Source organism: Leptospira ellinghausenii (genome assembly GCF_003114815.1).
Taxonomy (GTDB): Bacteria; Spirochaetota; Leptospiria; order Leptospirales; family Leptospiraceae; genus Leptospira_A; species Leptospira_A ellinghausenii.
The window spans coordinates 1,223,132-1,239,193 of record NZ_BFAZ01000009.1 but is presented as its reverse complement, the minus strand read 5'-3'; the positions used below and the strand labels follow the sequence as shown (position 1 = coordinate 1,239,193).

The 16,062-nt window shown below is 35.7% G+C and carries 10 protein-coding genes and 1 pseudogene; 4 read left to right on the top strand and 7 right to left on the bottom strand.

Annotated elements, in window-relative coordinates:
* The 3 genes from DI076_RS14335 to DI076_RS14325 are packed head-to-tail and all read right to left on the bottom strand — an operon-like array spanning nt 1 to nt 3,895.
* On the bottom strand, nt 1–642 hold the full coding sequence (locus tag DI076_RS14335; RefSeq protein WP_369689768.1) for a hypothetical protein: 642 nt from the start codon (nt 640–642) through the stop codon (nt 1–3).
* On the bottom strand, nt 639–3,317 hold the full coding sequence (locus DI076_RS14330) for a TonB-dependent receptor (protein WP_108960451.1): 2,679 nt from the start codon (nt 3,315–3,317) through the stop codon (nt 639–641). The genes DI076_RS14335 and DI076_RS14330 overlap by 4 nt, the downstream gene beginning before the upstream one ends.
* Nucleotides 3,314–3,895, bottom strand: a complete 582-nt coding sequence (locus tag DI076_RS14325; RefSeq protein ID WP_108960450.1) for a TetR/AcrR family transcriptional regulator — start codon at nt 3,893–3,895, stop codon at nt 3,314–3,316. Before DI076_RS14325 ends, DI076_RS14330 begins: the two co-directional genes overlap by 4 nt.
* Before the next feature lie 148 nt (nt 3,896–4,043).
* Here DI076_RS14325 and DI076_RS14320 point away from each other — a divergent pair, with 148 nt between their 5' ends.
* The 3 genes from DI076_RS14320 (at nt 4,044) to DI076_RS14310 (ending at nt 6,919) form a co-directional block, all read left to right on the top strand.
* A complete protein-coding gene (locus DI076_RS14320) occupies nt 4,044–4,736 on the top strand; it encodes a nitroreductase (RefSeq protein ID WP_108960449.1) in 693 nt (230 codons plus the stop codon).
* Nucleotides 4,737–4,767: 31 nt separating this feature from the next.
* Nucleotides 4,768–5,403: a class I SAM-dependent methyltransferase gene (locus DI076_RS14315; RefSeq protein WP_245918443.1), complete on the top strand. Its 636-nt coding sequence runs from the start codon at nt 4,768–4,770 to the stop codon at nt 5,401–5,403.
* Nucleotides 5,404–5,470: 67 nt separating this feature from the next.
* Nucleotides 5,471–6,919 (top strand): M20/M25/M40 family metallo-hydrolase, encoded by a 1,449-nt coding sequence (locus tag DI076_RS14310; protein WP_108960448.1) that lies wholly within the window; start codon nt 5,471–5,473, stop codon nt 6,917–6,919.
* A gap of 97 nt (nt 6,920–7,016) precedes the next feature.
* Here the strand turns inward: DI076_RS14310 and DI076_RS14305 are convergent, their stop codons facing one another.
* On the bottom strand, nt 7,017–7,511 hold the full coding sequence (locus DI076_RS14305) for an ankyrin repeat domain-containing protein (protein WP_108960447.1): 495 nt from the start codon (nt 7,509–7,511) through the stop codon (nt 7,017–7,019).
* Nucleotides 7,512–7,535: 24 nt separating this feature from the next.
* Between DI076_RS14305 and DI076_RS14300 the strand changes: the two genes are divergently transcribed.
* On the top strand, nt 7,536–8,363 hold the full coding sequence (locus DI076_RS14300; protein WP_174705059.1) for a prohibitin family protein: 828 nt from the start codon (nt 7,536–7,538) through the stop codon (nt 8,361–8,363).
* Nucleotides 8,364–8,425: 62 nt separating this feature from the next.
* On the opposite strand, the gene DI076_RS14295 is transcribed toward DI076_RS14300, so the two are convergent.
* The 3 genes and pseudogenes from DI076_RS14295 to DI076_RS14285 form a co-directional block, all read right to left on the bottom strand.
* Complete coding sequence (locus DI076_RS14295; RefSeq protein WP_108960986.1) at nt 8,426–12,178, bottom strand: beta-propeller fold lactonase family protein; 3,753 nt, start codon at nt 12,176–12,178, stop codon at nt 8,426–8,428.
* A gap of 184 nt (nt 12,179–12,362) precedes the next feature.
* A pseudogene (locus DI076_RS14290) lies at nt 12,363–15,346 on the bottom strand (TonB-dependent receptor).
* A 107-nt stretch (nt 15,347–15,453) separates the two neighbouring features.
* Entirely contained in the window at nt 15,454–16,026 is a 573-nt protein-coding gene (locus tag DI076_RS14285; RefSeq protein WP_245918442.1) for a hypothetical protein, read from the bottom strand.
* Nucleotides 16,027–16,062: the final 36 nt, after the last annotated feature.

Sequence of the window (16,062 nt, the reverse complement as noted above, 5' to 3'; positions counted from 1 at the left end):
TTAAGGTAGCAACATTTCGATCAGGATTTTGTTGTCGTTGTTCGCTTGGGCTAACTCTTTTTCCCATTCTAAAAATTCTATTTGCAAACAACTGTTAGCCTTATCTCTCGATGATTGGGGCAAAAATCCATTGGCAACAATCGCTTTTGCTGATTTTGCAATTTTACCTCTTGCCGATTCCAACCATTGGATTTGGACAAAACTAGCAAGTTGTGTTCCTGCTGCAGGTTGAACACCAGCAACTTCACATGATTCCGTTATGGTAAATCCATACCTTGTTTTAAAGCTGTCGGTATTTGCGTTTGTGGTTGCCTTTGTATTTAAAATTCCCGATTGTAAGATTGATTCTTGGCAATCTGGGACACGGTTTTGTAAGTTTTTTGTTTCGTTCAGGAGAAAATTAACTTCCGCCTGTGTCACAATCAGTTGGTTCACATTACAAATCCCTAATGGTCTGCGACTACAAGTTCTAGAATTTGTATTCGTATCAAGTTTGATACAATTGCCCGAATTCCTTTGCCAATACAATGTTGTTAGAATCCAAGTTTGTTCTTCTTCCTTCTTATTTTGCACATCCTTTCCACTTTCAAAACAAGATGGAAGTGCCATGGTACATATCATGATGATGAACCAATATTTCAAAATCTTACCTCCATCCCTATATTGATCAGAGGAATGATGGCCATTTTACCATTGGGTGTTTGGGATACGATGTAAGGAGAGTTCACTGTATCATAAGTGGGGCTTGGATTTTGGTTTCGTTGGTAATTTTTAGTATTATCAAATTCAAAACCTGCTTGGTTCCTCCGACCATAAAAATTCACAAATTCAATGTAAGTATTTATATAACCCCATGAATAGTTTTCAATGCGGTCAATTCGCAAATCAAATTGGTGGAATGGTAAAAAACGATCACTATTATAATTTCCTGAATAATTAGGAAAATACAAATTGAGTCCAAATGTTGCTGCTTGGCTTGCTCGTGTAGCTCCTGTTATGGGTGTATATGGAGTTCCAGAAAAATAACGTAGGCGACCACCAATCATCCATTCTGGATTAAATTTATAGCCGAAAACTAAATTTAGAATATGAGTTCTATCGAGGTCATACAATTCTTGTTTATCATTATTATAAATGATCTCCAAATTATTATCATCATAATAATTGATATAATTTGTACCAAGTTTAGTTTGTGCTAGTAATGTTCTAGAACTGTTTTGTAAGGTTCGATTCCTTGTCTCATCACTTGTAAGTCTCGATTGGTTATTGATTCGTTTTGTAACTGAATTGGTATAAGAAATCCATCCAAACAATCCTGATTGTTCTCTTGGGTCTCTTGTTTTCTTTAAAAAAATCTCCACTCCTTCAGAATACCCATAACCAGCGTTAGAGTAATTCAAATTTTTAGGAGTAATTGGGTTTGCTAGAACTTTTGCCGTCTCGTTTACAAAGATACGTGTATCATTATTGAGAGCATAAGGATCGACTATATAAGCATCTGGAACAATGATGTTTTGGAATATATTCCGAAAACCTTCGATTTTAATTTGCCAATTGTTTGCAAAATCTTGGCTAATTCCCAGAGAATTATGCTCTGCTCTTTCCATGAATAAATCTGGATTCCCTGATTTTTTTGATAAGGCTTCCACAGAAACAGGAGCATTATAATGGATTCCATGCCCAGCCATAATACTTGTTTTCGTTGCATCAAAAACATAACCGGCAGTAACTCTAGGTGCTAAATTAGTTTCATTACTTCCCGAATAATTATCTACACGTGCACCAGGAGTGAAACGAAAGCCTCCATACTTCAATTGGAATTCTGCATAGGCAGACTTTTCACGGTAACGAATTCGATCACCATCGATGACAGATCGAAATGCTGCATTGGAATTTAACAAGTCGTTAAAAATATTATAAAACAAACGGTTGTAAGACGAAATATTTTCTCCTTTTAAAGTTGTCTCACGAAATCGACCCTGAACACCTGCTTCAAATTTTAAGTGTTCCTCCCATAATTCCCACTCAAATGCATTTTGTACGTAAGTGATGGTATCAGAGGTTCTATTTTGTAATCCGAAAATATTTTCTGCTGTGAGAGGATTTGTGAATCGAAGTTCAAAAAATTCATCAAACCATGTACGTGAATAAGACAATGTATTTCGAAACGATTTTCCCTTCCATACATATCGCACACCATCCGTTCGGAACATTCGGTCAAGGCCAGTCGGTGGTCGTGGGTCTCCACCCCCTCTTTCTAAATCTGCCTGAGCTTTTGTGTATGCTTGTCTATCCCTTGTTCCAAATGTTTGGAATGTGATTCGATGGTCTGAATGAAGATCCCAGATCAATTTCCATTGGTAATCATGATACTCAGCAAATTTGGCATCATCAGGAATCCCTTGTGGGTATGCTTGGAGAAGCACTAAGTTGGGATAATTTTTTCGTCCAGAACTGATCATAGCAAGACCAGGTAATACTTTTGTTTGGTTATAAATATCAGATAAAAATAAATTTACGTTGATGATGGTTTTATTCTCATCCACTCGATCAGTACCTTCAATGGCAATGATCCCACCAGTCGCATAACCATACTTTGCTGGAAATGCGCCTGTATATACATCAAATGATTTGATTAAATTGTTATTTAATACAGAGGATTGGTTGCCCAAATGGAAAGGATAAGGAAGTGGGAATCCATCAAAATAGTATTGGTTTTGTCTGGTACCTCCACCTCGTAAGGACAAGTCTCCTCTTTCACTATTGGAGTAGGGATTTCCTGTGAGTAAATTGGTTCCGATATTGGTAAATACAGATGGTAAAATTCCAACTGGTGCACCAATCACAACACCAGGAACGGTTTGTAAGGCTTTTAATGAATCACCCGAAACTCCAGGTAAACGTTTGATTTCTTCTTGGACAAGCCCATACCGAGAGAGTGGAGTTTTATCCCTTTCACCACTCACCAATATTCCAGAAAGATTTGTCTCAGAGATCGAAACAAGAATCACTTGTCCTTTGAAACGAACTTCACGGAATAACGATTCGGTTCTATCAGCAGTGGAAACCTTTATTTCATAATAACCTGGTTCAGGAAACTGTAGTTTGGCGATCCCTTCCGAATTGGAGATACCACTTGTTTTTCCTTTTTTCGAAATCACTACCGCATTTGGAACTGGTTTTCCAGAATTGGATTTTACAATTTGGATCGAAACTTCTAAATTTCCTTCTGCAAAAATCGAAACTGTTCCAATTGTAGAGACAAAAAGAAACAGGACAATCAATCGAATTCTGGAGTGGAAAACGATAGATTTCATTCTGAAATAGGGATTAGGTTTTCGGCGATTTTATATAGTTCGTCTAATGATTTTTTGTCATCTAACAGTCTATAACTCTGCAATACCCCTTCATACACAATAAACAACTGTTTTGCGAGTGAATTTGGGTCCACCTTCTTTGAAATATAACCATTTTGGATTGAATTTTGCAGAAATTCAGATAAACAATCGATCGTTTGGTTAGCGATCCTTTCAATTTCAGAACGAATGTGAACTTCGTCAGAATTAATTTGGGCACGAAAATTCGCCATTCCACATCCAAATAATTGTGACATCCGAGCTTCTCTGGAAAGGATTCGCACCCAAGCTTTGATGAAGTCTAAAGGTTTTGGATTTCGTTTCATTAAGGTTTTGAGTAAATTTAAATTTTCGTCAGAATAAATTTTGAGAACTTCTTTACCCAACTCTTCCTTTGACGAAAAATGTTGGTACAAACTTGCCTTCACCGTTTTTGCCTCATCAACAATTTGGTTCAAACCAGTTTCTGAATACCCTTGTTTTAGAAAAAGGTTTCGGCTGACAGCCAAGAGACGTAATTTAGTCGGTTCCTTCTTCATTTCTGTCCTAAAATGAGGATAAACAAAATCCAATCAAGAAATACACCGACCAGTATGTTCAATTTTTTTGTTCCAATTTAGAATTTGGACTGGAAAAAATCCTTGCAAATACATACCGACTGGTATGTATGTTTTATGAAGGTGAAAGATGAACCCAGAATTAATCTCCATTCATGAAGTAACAAAATCTGTTTCCGAAGCAATGAACACTCGTCATAGCATCCGAGAGTATGATCCTAAACCGATTCCAGAGGAAATTCTAAACAGAATTTTCGAAACATCGTTAAGGAGTCCCAGTTGGAAAAACTCCCAACCTTGGAAGGTTCATATTGTCAGTGGAGCCAAGAAAGAGCTACTGGCAGAAAAACTGACAAAAACAGCAAAAGAATCTGCACCAACTCCTGAAACGTCTTGGCCAGAATCTTATCCAAGTGATGCCAAAAAACGAATGTTTGATTTGGGTATGAAAATTTATGGAGTGGCTGGCATTGATCGCAAAGATAAAGAAGCAAGAGACCAATTTATGCTTCGTAATTTTAGTTTTTTTGGAGCACCGACCGCCGTTTTTATCACATCCAAATTTGATCTCAATTTTTTTGTCGGAATTGATTTGGGTTGTTTCCTTCAATCTGTTTTGCTTCTTGCAAGAGAAGAAGGACTTGGAACTTGCCCACAAGCTGCTTTAGGCGCTTTCCCTGAAGTGGTTCGTGAAACACTTGGTCTACCGAAAGAAGAAAAAGTGATTATGGGTTTAAGCATTGGTTATCCAAAAGCAGATTCGGATTTGAATCGATTCCATACACCGAGAGAAGAATCGTCTGATTTAATTCGATTCTATTAAAAAATCATTTTGGATTCTGAATCTTTGGTATATGATACTATCACAAATCAAAAGTTGGGTGAGTATGTATAACAAAGATTTCTGGAACGAACGTTATGTGAGCGAAGAATATATTTATGGAAAAGAACCTAATGAGTTTTTACATTCTCGACTTCCCAATATAAAAAAAGGAAAAATCCTTTTTCCTTGTGAAGGAGAGGGAAGGAATGCTGTTTTTGCAGCAAGTCTTGGTTGGGATGTGTTTGCATTTGACCAGTCAGAAGCGGGAAGGCAAAAAGCTATCCAATTAGCAAAAGAAAAAAATGTCACTTTCCATTATGAAATTTCTGATGCTTTAACATATCCTTATGCACCCGAACAAATGGATATGGTGGCACTGATTTATAGCCATTTTCATAAATCGATACGAACAACTGTTCATCGAAATTGTGTAAGAACTTTAAAACCAGGTGGTCTTTTACTGTTAGAAGGTTTTTCTCCTGAACAATTAAAATATACATCAGGTGGGCCAAAAGACCCAGATATGTTATACCAACTAAAAGATCTAAGAATGGATTTTTCAGAAATGAATGTTGAGTATGAAGAAACACTTGAAACTGAACTCAATGAAAGTCCTTTCCATCGAGGCAAAGCAAGTATTGTGAGGATAGTTCTAAGAAAGATTTAAACACTTTTTACTTTTAAGTTTTTAGAATTGTGATTCTCTTTTTTCTCACGGCGTTTAGGAGAATCGAATGAAAGCAAATATTTGGGTATGGTTTATTTTAATTTCTATCTTAGATTGTTCCTTTGGACAAAAGGTTCAGTATGCCGAGCTTAAAAAATCATATCCAATAGTGAATTGGGAAAGTCGCCGTAAAGAAGCAGTTCAATACCTTACAGATATTCTAAAAATCCCATCAGTACGTGGGAACGAAATCCAAGTTACAAAATACATTCAATCGATTCTCACAAAAGAAGGGATTAGCTCACGTTTGATTTATGATCCCAAATTTCCAAATCGCCCTAACTTAGTTGCAGAACTTCCAGCGACTGTGCCAAATCCAGAACCTGGGATTGTCCTCGCCAACCATTTAGATACAGTTGAATTTGATGTGAAAGAATGGAAAGTGAATCCTCTGTCAGGCAGTGTGCGAGATGGCAGAGTTTGGGGTCGCGGAGCCATAGATATGAAAGGGATGGCAGTAATGGAACTTGTTGCCTTTTTGGAATTAAAACGTTCAGGAATCCCCCGCACTAGAAAAACCATGTACTTAGCATTAGCTGACGAGGAATCAGGCTCTGTACTCGGTGGAAAATATATAACAACTGAACAAAAAAAGATTTTTGAAGGTTATGAATATGCAATCAATGAGGGTGGGGTCGCGACAAGAGACATTGTGATTCCTGGTTCAACAATTTTTAATATCCAATATGCAGAAAAAGGAAATATTTGGTTAAGAGCAAAAATCACTGGAACAAGCGGACATGGTTCCTCTCCACCTAACCAATACCCTGCATTAGCTTTGATGCAATTTTTTAATGAAATCCGAGAATTGGATTCAGACATACGTATAACGGAAGAAACTGATGCTTTCTTTTATCAGTTAGGAACAATCAGTTCCTTTCCAAAATCCTTTTTCTTAAAAAATGCTCGAAATCCACTAATAAAACCTCTATTACATTCAACAATTAGAAGCAATCGCCATCTAACAGCTATGACTACGAACACAAAATCAATTACAGGATTTCGCACAAGCGAAGGTGAAGGAGGAGAGAATGTGATTGCAGGCGAAGCAATTGGTAGGTTGGATATTCGAACTTTACCAGGTGTTGACATTGAGGAATTTGCAAAAAAAGTTAAGGTTATTGCAACAAAATACAATGCCGAAATAACTTTCACTGACATCAACCCAACTGATATTTCTCCTATTCAGACTAAATTTTTTCGTACCCTTGCTGCAGTATCTGTAAATAAATTTCCAAATAGTACAGTAACTCCATTTTTATCGCCTGGAAAAACAGACAATTCTTACTTAAGAAAAATTGGAATCAAAGCCTATGGCCTAATCCCAGCAGTGTTAAAAGCGGAAGACATTGATGGAATGCATGGGAAAAACGAAAACATGAGCATTGATCATTTGGAATTGGGGACTAAAATATTATTTGAAACACTGGTTGAGATGAATCAATATAGGAATTGAAGTTCATCATAAAACGATTCAACTCATATTGATAGAAGAATAGAGTTGTATCGTTTTCTTTCTCATCTGGAAGATTACGGATTAAATGATTATAAAATTACTTTAAACTTTCTAAATACTTCAAAATACCGTCTTCTCCACGTTCTTCTGCTAGATCTATAATACTAACTCCGCCTACTGTTTTTGCCTTTGTCTCAGCTCCTGCTTTTACTAAAAGTTTAACAAGGTCTAAGTTACCACGAAACACGGCTCGGTAAAGAGCTGTTTCACCCATCGTATTGCGAAGGTTTACGTTTGCTCCTTTTTGGATAAAAAACTTTGCCAACTCCAAATCTTCTTCATCGACTGCTTTGATGAGCGAGGAATTTCCAAGTGAGTCCTTCGCGTTGATGGAGACACCTTGGGCTAATAATGATTTGACTTCTTCTATATTCCCTTTTTCAACCGCATGGAAGAGACGTAATTCCAGACTAGGAGGATTTTTAATGACAGTTTCATCCTCCACACACCCATTCCCAACCACAGCGATTAGAAAAATAATGAGAAATGGAAAGATTTTTTTGAAAATTCGGCTCGATAAGTTTTGGAACATCTGTTTTAGTCTAATAGTTTAACTATGAAACGTCGATCCATTTTTCTCTTTAGTTTCCAGTTCGTTCCTGTTTTGTTACTTGGGATGATATTCACCTCTTGTATATCGATCATCAACCCAGGTGAGGTAGGGCTTATGTGGAGGCCTTATAGCTCCGGTCTAAGTCAAAAACCTTTGGAGTCTCGTGTACAAACCTATATGCCTTGGAACAGTGTCTACGTTTACTCAATCCAATGGAGCAGTTACCAAGAAAAGGTAGAGGTATTGACTCGTGACGATTTGACAATCACTGTGACTGCAAATATCATCATACGACCCATTCAAAATGAAATTTATGAACTAGAGATGGAAATAGGCAGAGATTATTATGATAAGGTAGTCAAACCACAATTCAGAACAGCAATTCGAAATATACTCTCAGCTTATAATATGGTATCGATATCGAAAGAGACTCCCAATGTTTCCGCGCAGATAAAAAAATCTTTAACCGAAAAATTGAAATTTAAACATGTCGAAATTGATGATGTGATCATTGATGATGTTGAATACAGTCCTTCGATATTAAAAGCGATCGAGAGTAAACTCACAAAACAACAAGAACAAGAGCAGATGAAGTTTGAAATCAACATTGCTAAACGTGATGCTGAAATCCAACAAATCACAGCTGATGGTAAAGCCAAGGCAGTGTTAATTGAGGCAGAAGCTCAGGCCAAAGCACAAAAGATGATATCTGATTCATTAACTCCTAAATACATCCAACTCAAAGCAATGGAAAATCCAAATAACAAATTGATATTTGTACCAAACGGGAAAGATGGATTGCCTATTATTGTAAATACAGAGGGGAAATAAAGAGAACTGGATCAAATCCAAACCCCACTTATGCGGGGTTTGGTGAATAAGATTTGTTTTTATTAAGGTTCTGAAACTTGGTATTGATCCCAACTCCATTTTGATTCTAATGAATGATCAACATTTGTAATGAGAGTCAAATGATGTAATCTCCTAACTCCTTTTTCTTTTTCGGCACATTGAGCTTTACTTCTATAGTAAGGGAACGTTTTGTTTGTGTGCACCCATTCACAATAGAATACTTTGGCAGGTTTATCGATTTTTATGAAATTACAGCCATACTCATGAATCGTACATTGAGTGGTATAATATGTTATTGGTATTGTGTTGCCAGCTAGTTCCCAATGATTTACGCTAGTAAAAGAACTGATTCCATCTGGCTTTTGACCAACAGGTAATTTCAAGTCTTTGAATATGGGTGTTAATTTTTTTTTCTGTAAGTTTACACTGACAAATTCTTGTGGTAACGAAGGTTGACAATTAGATGAAATATCCTGCAGTTTATATTGTCCTGTAAAAGATAAATCAGAGATTACGTTTTGAATTGTAATTTCTCGATTCCAAATATTCCCAGAAATCTTTTGAATTCTATTTTCTCCTAGATTATTTGTTACACTAATCGATTCTTGATAGTTAGATTCTCGTTTGCCACATGACATATAACCCAAATCAGTATTTTGGATATTGATACGAATTGGTTGACCAAAAGCTCTCCACAACAATGATCCAGATGGAAATGCACCAGTTAATGTAGTAAATGGAATTGGATATTTTACATCATTCACTCCATGAACAAAACCTGGTTGATTAAGGTGAGTTACATTAGTTTGCACAGAAGTCGGAGATTTTTCTGAATATTGAATGTCACTGTATATTCCTAATTCAGATAAAAAAGGTAATGTAGTTTGTATTATTTTTTCTTTATTTTGGTCCAAAATATAGGTTATCAATTTATTTTCTTTGTTAGGTAAAAAAATAAATTGAGAGCTTGGATCAATTTTAAAATCGGAATAAGGTTTATAACTTACATTTGATAGGCGGTCTTTTTCGATCAAATTCCCTGTATCTTTATCGATTTGAAATAGAACCATTGAGGACATCATAGTTACATAATCGTCATAAGTGACAACCACCATATAATTTCCATCAGGTGTTATCTCAAATTTCATGTATTGGTTATTTGTCGTAAGGACATTGTTTTCCAAAGTTAAATCGCCATTGGTTGAATTGACTAAACATTTTTCTATTTTGGTTACTTCTGAAGGAACAGGATTCACTTGGTAACAAAACTTACCATTGGGGTGAAAGCGCAGATTGTGCGTTTCATATGATCTAAGTGTGACTGGCATCATGTCTAATGTCTCTCCATTCACTCTGGTAATATTCGCATAATCAAAATTTGTGGCGTAAATTGTTTGATTTTTACCGGCGACTAAACCATCGTATTTGATTTGATTTACAGGACCCGATCGAGTTTCAAAAACTAATGTACCATCTGATTGAATTCTATATTTATTGATTCGTTGATAATTCGGCACTTCATCAACTAGTCTATTTAGTGCATAAAGATTGCGCCCATCTTCCGAAATCGTAAACGCATTAAAGTTTGAGATAGGAACTCTTTGGATGATGATAGGCAAAGGCATTCCATTCCCACTGAGATTAATTACAGTTATATTCAATCCAATGGATGGATTGTAAGACTTAGCATAAACTATATACGGTATTTTTCCAAATCGAATCTCTCCTAATGTTTCACCGGCGCTGGCCAAAGTAAATGTTTGTTGATTTAAGAATTGAGGAAAATATTCATAAATTGGATTAGGGAGAATATTCCAAATGGGCATCGAGGGATAAACATAACTGAATTTAATCGTATTGGTATTCAAACTTGTAGCAAATATATTAGGTAAGTTAGTTCCAATTTTCGTTACAGTGATGGGAACAGATGGATTTGATATATTTCCAGAATCGTCTCGAATCCAAAGAATGTAATCTTTTGAATTTTGAGAGAGATTTGCTAAGTAAGGATCCTCCAAAAGTTTATCCGTCCGAAATTTAACCCATCGTGCACCAGGAGAGGGTTTTTGATTTGTACTTGTTAGGGTCCATCGATAGTTATCATTGATTTCATCACTTGATTCGAATGAAAAAATTGAATATGGAAATGATGTAGCAGATTTCGTAATTAATTCAAATTTTATAATTAAAGGTGGGGTAATATCATTATTATTTAAGTTAGTATTATTAATCAGTTCTGTTAAATCATCCAAACCATCGTTATCGGTGTCTGCTAGATTTGGGTTAGAATTACAATTGAAGTCATGCCAAGTTCGATACAAACAAATTCCATTTGATTCGATTGCATCGGTAATGCCATCAGCATCAGAATCCAATTCAGTTTCAATTTTGATTATATTGGGCAAACTGAGTGAACCTTCCGATGTTTGACCAAAAAAAGCATAATAATAGGTTGAATTTGAATCTAGTCCAGTTTCGCGAAATCCTATGTCCCCAATTTCATTTACATTGGGCGCAACTCCATCTTCTACAGAAGTAGGTGGAAAATTTTTTTTACGCCTAACGATCATGTTCTGATATCCACTAGGAAGTCCATATTTCCATAAAAAAGTTGCGGAATTATCACCCGCAATCGCAAGCGATACATTAAAACCTGAATATGTTTGACCAGTAAGCGTATTTGAACCTAAACAAGTGTTAATATCTAAATTGATAGGTTTTACAACCACCCAATAGTTAGTTTCTACGCCGGCACTAACGGGAATCCCTTGCCTGTTTCCGTGCAATCGAACTTGTTCATTTTTTAGGAATTGTTTTTCATAGACTTTATAGTAACCGACACCATCTGTAGATTCAATTTGCTTATCTGTTAACATCCATGAATCGGACGATAACCAAGAAGCATCTTGGGTACCTCTACTATCATACATAACGTATACTCTTATATCTTCAGAGGCAGTAAAATGAATATAATCTGTCCCATTGAAATATTTATGTTGTGGGAATGGGCCACAATTATCGGTTCCAGTGGCTGCTGCACCTCCATTGCAAGTAGCGATTCCAAATGAACCTGAAAAACCTAATGTTTGGAAGTCTTGGTTTGGAATCAGCGTATAATTTCTATCTTTATAATATTTAAAATGATTGTCAATCCGTGTCCAAACAGCACTCGAACTGCCTGCAATTGGCATTTCAGAAGATAGGCACGCCGGGGCAGCGATTACTCCTGTGCCTTCTAATTTAGGTACGGCAGTGAGAATAAATGGAGTAAAATGATCTGTTTTTGCATAAATTTTTCCATTCTCATGATCTACGATAACATCGCGTATGGGTTCCCAATGATTTGAGATTTTACTAAAGTAAAAGACTTGAAACTCTTCTAGAAATCCTGCGTTCTCAATTTCTTTTTTATTATACTGATATTCCAAAACAACTGGTTCATCAAATGCAACTGATTTGATCGAAGACATGCTAACTTCGTCAGTAAATTTAACATTAATTTCGATATCATATACTTTTCCAATAGGAACATTTAATCCTCCAATTTGACTAGGGGTGGCTATCGCAGAATTTCTGACCAAAACAGAAAGGTCTGGAGAATCAAAGATTGTATTTGATGGTAAAGAAAGAATTGGTTCGGCAACGATATCTACAGGTGGTGGTAAATGTCCGTCATTTTGTGAAAAAGTCAAAATTCCCATGGCAATTGCCAAGAAATCATTTAACCCTCGTTTTGCTGCAAATGGATTGCATCCAAAGAGAAGAAGTAGTAATAATGTTATAAATTTTTTCATATGATTTTCCAGATTCCCTAAATAAATTTTTGAAATTTGGAAAGTCAATATAATAATTCAAGTTATGTGGATGAATTTGATAGAAAATGTTTACAAATAGATTGCAAGTTTTTCAGATTTAATGCACTTAGGGAAAATTACATACAATACAAATAATTCTAAGTGCATTAAGTTCATCAGTTAATTAAAACTTATACGCCATTGACATCGAAAAGGAAACGCCTTCTCGATAAGAACGGAAAAGTTTTTCTTCATTTAATAATTCGTCTTTAACATAGATTTTGAATCTTTGGTCTGTAACGTTTTTTGCAGCGAATTTGAAATCTAACTTATCATCCATTTTATGTGAAAAAACTATATCAGTTAAACCAACACCTCTTTCATATGCATCAGGTGTTCCATTGGCCCCTACTACAAATATTCGATCACCAAAGTAGTTGTAGTAGAATCCTAATGTTGTCGTTTTTAGTTTGTTTAGGAAAATATCAAATTTAAGATTCGCAACAAAGTCAGATTGTCCCTGCAGAGGTCTTCTTATGTTGGTAGGATCATAGGAAAAACTTCTATCAATTGGATCTAAGATACCCGCTTTTCCTACTGTATATTGTTCCCACGAAATTACATTCACGAGCGATTTGATAAAAAACACATTTGTCTCAAATCTAAATTTATCGAAAAATTCTCTCCTAAAATCTAACTCAACACCGCGAATGGTTGCACGACTAGCATTTGCGTAAGTAAAGAATGGTGAAATTTGTCCGGCAACAGGTTGTCCAATTAATTCAATCGGATTGGATAGATCTTTTAAGAAAGCTCCTGCTCCAACATAGTTTGAGCCACCCATAAAGTATTCATAACGAAAATCAAAGTTATGAATATATGTTCTTTGAAGGTTTGGATTACCGCGAATTCTATCACCACCAAAATAAGGAGTGAAAGCAAAAGGAGACATTTCTCTAAAATCTGGTCTTGTTAGTGTTTGTGAATAACCAAATCGTAAATTTTGATCCTGAAGGAATTCATAAACTAAATTTACACTAGGTAAAACGTCTTTAGTTCTAATCTCTCCAATGCCATTATTATCAGCAGAACAAATATTATTTTTAACTAAAAGAATTCTTTCCCCTTCAGATCCTACATCACAACCATATCCAGGCCTTCTCACATCAAATTGTTCTTTGAGTACGAATGTTTTTACTTTTTGGTAAGAGTCTTCATAACGTGCACCACCGATAAATCTAAATTTCGGAAATAGAGGAATATCAAACTGAGAGAAATAAGAATGTAACTTCTGGTATGCGTCGTAAGCGTTAGGCTCCACTTGTCTTTCAGAAAATGTTCTGTTGGCAAGTCCAGAACTATTAGTTCTCAAAAATTCAATAGGATTATAAGTGATTTCTCCCGGAACTAAGTAAAGATCACCCACTCCTGTTCCAATATTGGATTTTGAACCGAATTCTCGAAAGGTAAATGATTTAAATCGATCAAGTGCAGAACCACCGAATTTAAATGAAGATTTTAAACCATTCCACTGATCAAATGGAATTTCGTAAGCTACACTGAAACTTCTCACTGTGTCATTAGAAGTTGAATAAAATCTAGATCCATCTGGGTTATTTCCAAGTCGCGTTGGAATCGTTGTGACAGGGCTAGTTTGAGGCCTTCTCCATACTTGTTGCGTTAAATTTGGTTCATCACGTTTAGCTTCCCCATAATTCATTTGCCAATCTAATGTATGTGGTCGATTCATCGAACCTAAATTGACAGCATGTTTTCCACCGAAACTTGTATTGAATAGTTGGCGACTGATGAAATCATTTGTTTGAGAAAAAAATTGAAAATTGTCAATGTTGTTAGTTCCAACAGATTCTCTTACTGATTTTTCGGAAGATACTGAGTAAAAATTCTTCAGAAAGAATTGTTGTCCTGCTGTTGGTTCATAAGCCAAGTTTAAATTATTACCGAAAAGCCTTTCTTCTAAATAGATATCAGCATCTTGTGTTTGTAACGGTGTAACCGTTGTTAAATCTTTTACAGAAAGGTTAACTGGGTTACCAGGAATATAACGTACATCCTTTTGTCTTTTGAATCGGTAGTCAACAGAATGAGTTGTACCAAAAATTACGCCCAAGCGTTGTCCTGATTCAGTCAATTTGAATGTATTACCAATAGTAAAATTAAAATTTTTATCATAAGGTGCTTTTGTTTGATCAGGTGACCATTGAGAAGGAAAGGTAACCCCACCAACATTAACAAGCGTTGGGTTAAGCCCACCAAAACGCGATCCTGGTTCAAATGGTAAAAAATCTGGTACAGCTTTTACTGCAGAAGGAAGTTCTTGGTTTGCAGTTGGTCTACCAAAAAAATCTCCACCTTTAAACGTTAACCATTTATTGCGAGTTGTGTTGGAATTGTATCCAACGCCCATTCCAAAATTAACAGTTAGTTGGTCGGGGTATTCTTTAGTCTCAATTTTTACCAATCCACCCGAAAATTCACCTGACTCTTCTGGAACAAAAGATTTAATCACTCGAATATTTTTAATTAATGATGCAGGAAATAAATCCAATGGAACCACTCGTTTGTCTGGTTCAGTGGAAGGAATGTATGCATCATTTAAATAAGTTGACGAATATCTTTCACCTAATCCTCGAACAAAAACGAATTTTCCACCTACGATTGTAATTCCTGTTACACGTTTTATAACATCGCTGGCTGATGAATCTGGTGATTTTTTAATCGATTCAGCGCCAATTGAATCGGAGACTGTTGCCGACTTTTTTTGTAACTGCAAAAGAGCTGCATCAGATTCGTTGATGGCACGGTCTTTAACTTCGACAGTTTGTAATACTTGTGCACCAAATGTTACATTCATTTGGCTGGGTTTTCCAGCGGTTACAACAACAGATCTGTTTTGCGGACCATAACCATACATTTGGTATTCAACTTGGTAAGTGCCAGGAGGTATCTCTAAAATGTATTTTCCGTCAAAGTCAGTTTTTGCGAATTTTTTTCAGATCGTATAACAATGGTCGCACCAAAAACAGGTTCTCCGTTTTCAGAATCAATAATAGTTCCTCGGATTGATCCATTACTTTGAGCAGATAAGCCAAAAATTGAAATAAAAACCAATAAGGATATGGTAAGAAGAGTTTTGATTGATTTCATAAATTCCTTCAGAGCCAAGCTTCTAGAATTTACGTGTACGTAAATGAAAAGGGGATTAGATTGAGTTACGTTTATGTGAACTAATTGTTACAAACAGATTACAAAAACTAAGGTCCAATCACTCCCACTTTGAAACCAGCTTTTGTTCCGAAGACCATTTTAATTTGATCAAGAATTATGACTTGTTTTTCAATTTGAATCTTTATTGTTTTAGGTTTGTGTCCAACGATATCTCCATACATTCTAGGTTTTTCCCAATCTATTGAAGTGATTCTATATTGTTTACCTTGGATACGATTTTTAATTTCTGTGATTGCGAATGTTTCTCTTGTTTCCAAAACTTTTTTATAATCCAGCAATGGAGTAGTATCAAGAAGAGTGCCTTTACCCAAAATATTTGGAAAAATTATATTCATTTTTTCATCCCAACTCACATAATAATCATTTTGTGATTTGTTTTGAATGACTTCATGTAAAAAATTTTGAACTGCAAGTTCTTTTGTTTTTGAAGATTTTACCCAATCACTTCCCTTAAAAGCATTTGCTCTAATGAGTTGATGGTCTTTTTCGACTCTTAGAATTACTTTTTTGTTTTCAGCTTCCATTTGTTCGCGCCAATCTTCTTGGCTACAAAAAGAAAAACTGAATAGGGAGATTAATAGAAGAAGATTACGCATCATAAATCCTAGTGACCTTAAGTGAGGCCACTAGGTAAA

Bases quoted from the DNA above. Each gene is read 5' to 3' on its own strand.
- DI076_RS14320 (WP_108960449.1), top strand. From the start codon at position 4,044: ATGAACCCAGAATTAATCTCCATTCATGAAGTAACAAAATCTGTTTCC.
- DI076_RS14300 (WP_174705059.1), top strand. From the start codon at position 7,536: ATGAAACGTCGATCCATTTTTCTCTTTAGTTTCCAGTTCGTTCCTGTT.
- DI076_RS14315 (WP_245918443.1), top strand. From the start codon at position 4,768: ATGATACTATCACAAATCAAAAGTTGGGTGAGTATGTATAACAAAGAT.
- DI076_RS14330 (WP_108960451.1), bottom strand. From the start codon at position 3,317: ATGAAATCTATCGTTTTCCACTCCAGAATTCGATTGATTGTCCTGTTT.
- DI076_RS14305 (WP_108960447.1), bottom strand. From the start codon at position 7,511: ATGTTCCAAAACTTATCGAGCCGAATTTTCAAAAAAATCTTTCCATTT.
- DI076_RS14325 (WP_108960450.1), bottom strand. From the start codon at position 3,895: ATGAAGAAGGAACCGACTAAATTACGTCTCTTGGCTGTCAGCCGAAAC.
- DI076_RS14310 (WP_108960448.1), top strand. From the start codon at position 5,471: ATGAAAGCAAATATTTGGGTATGGTTTATTTTAATTTCTATCTTAGAT.
- DI076_RS14285 (WP_245918442.1), bottom strand. From the start codon at position 16,026: ATGATGCGTAATCTTCTTCTATTAATCTCCCTATTCAGTTTTTCTTTT.
- DI076_RS14295 (WP_108960986.1), bottom strand. From the start codon at position 12,178: ATGAAAAAATTTATAACATTATTACTACTTCTTCTCTTTGGATGCAAT.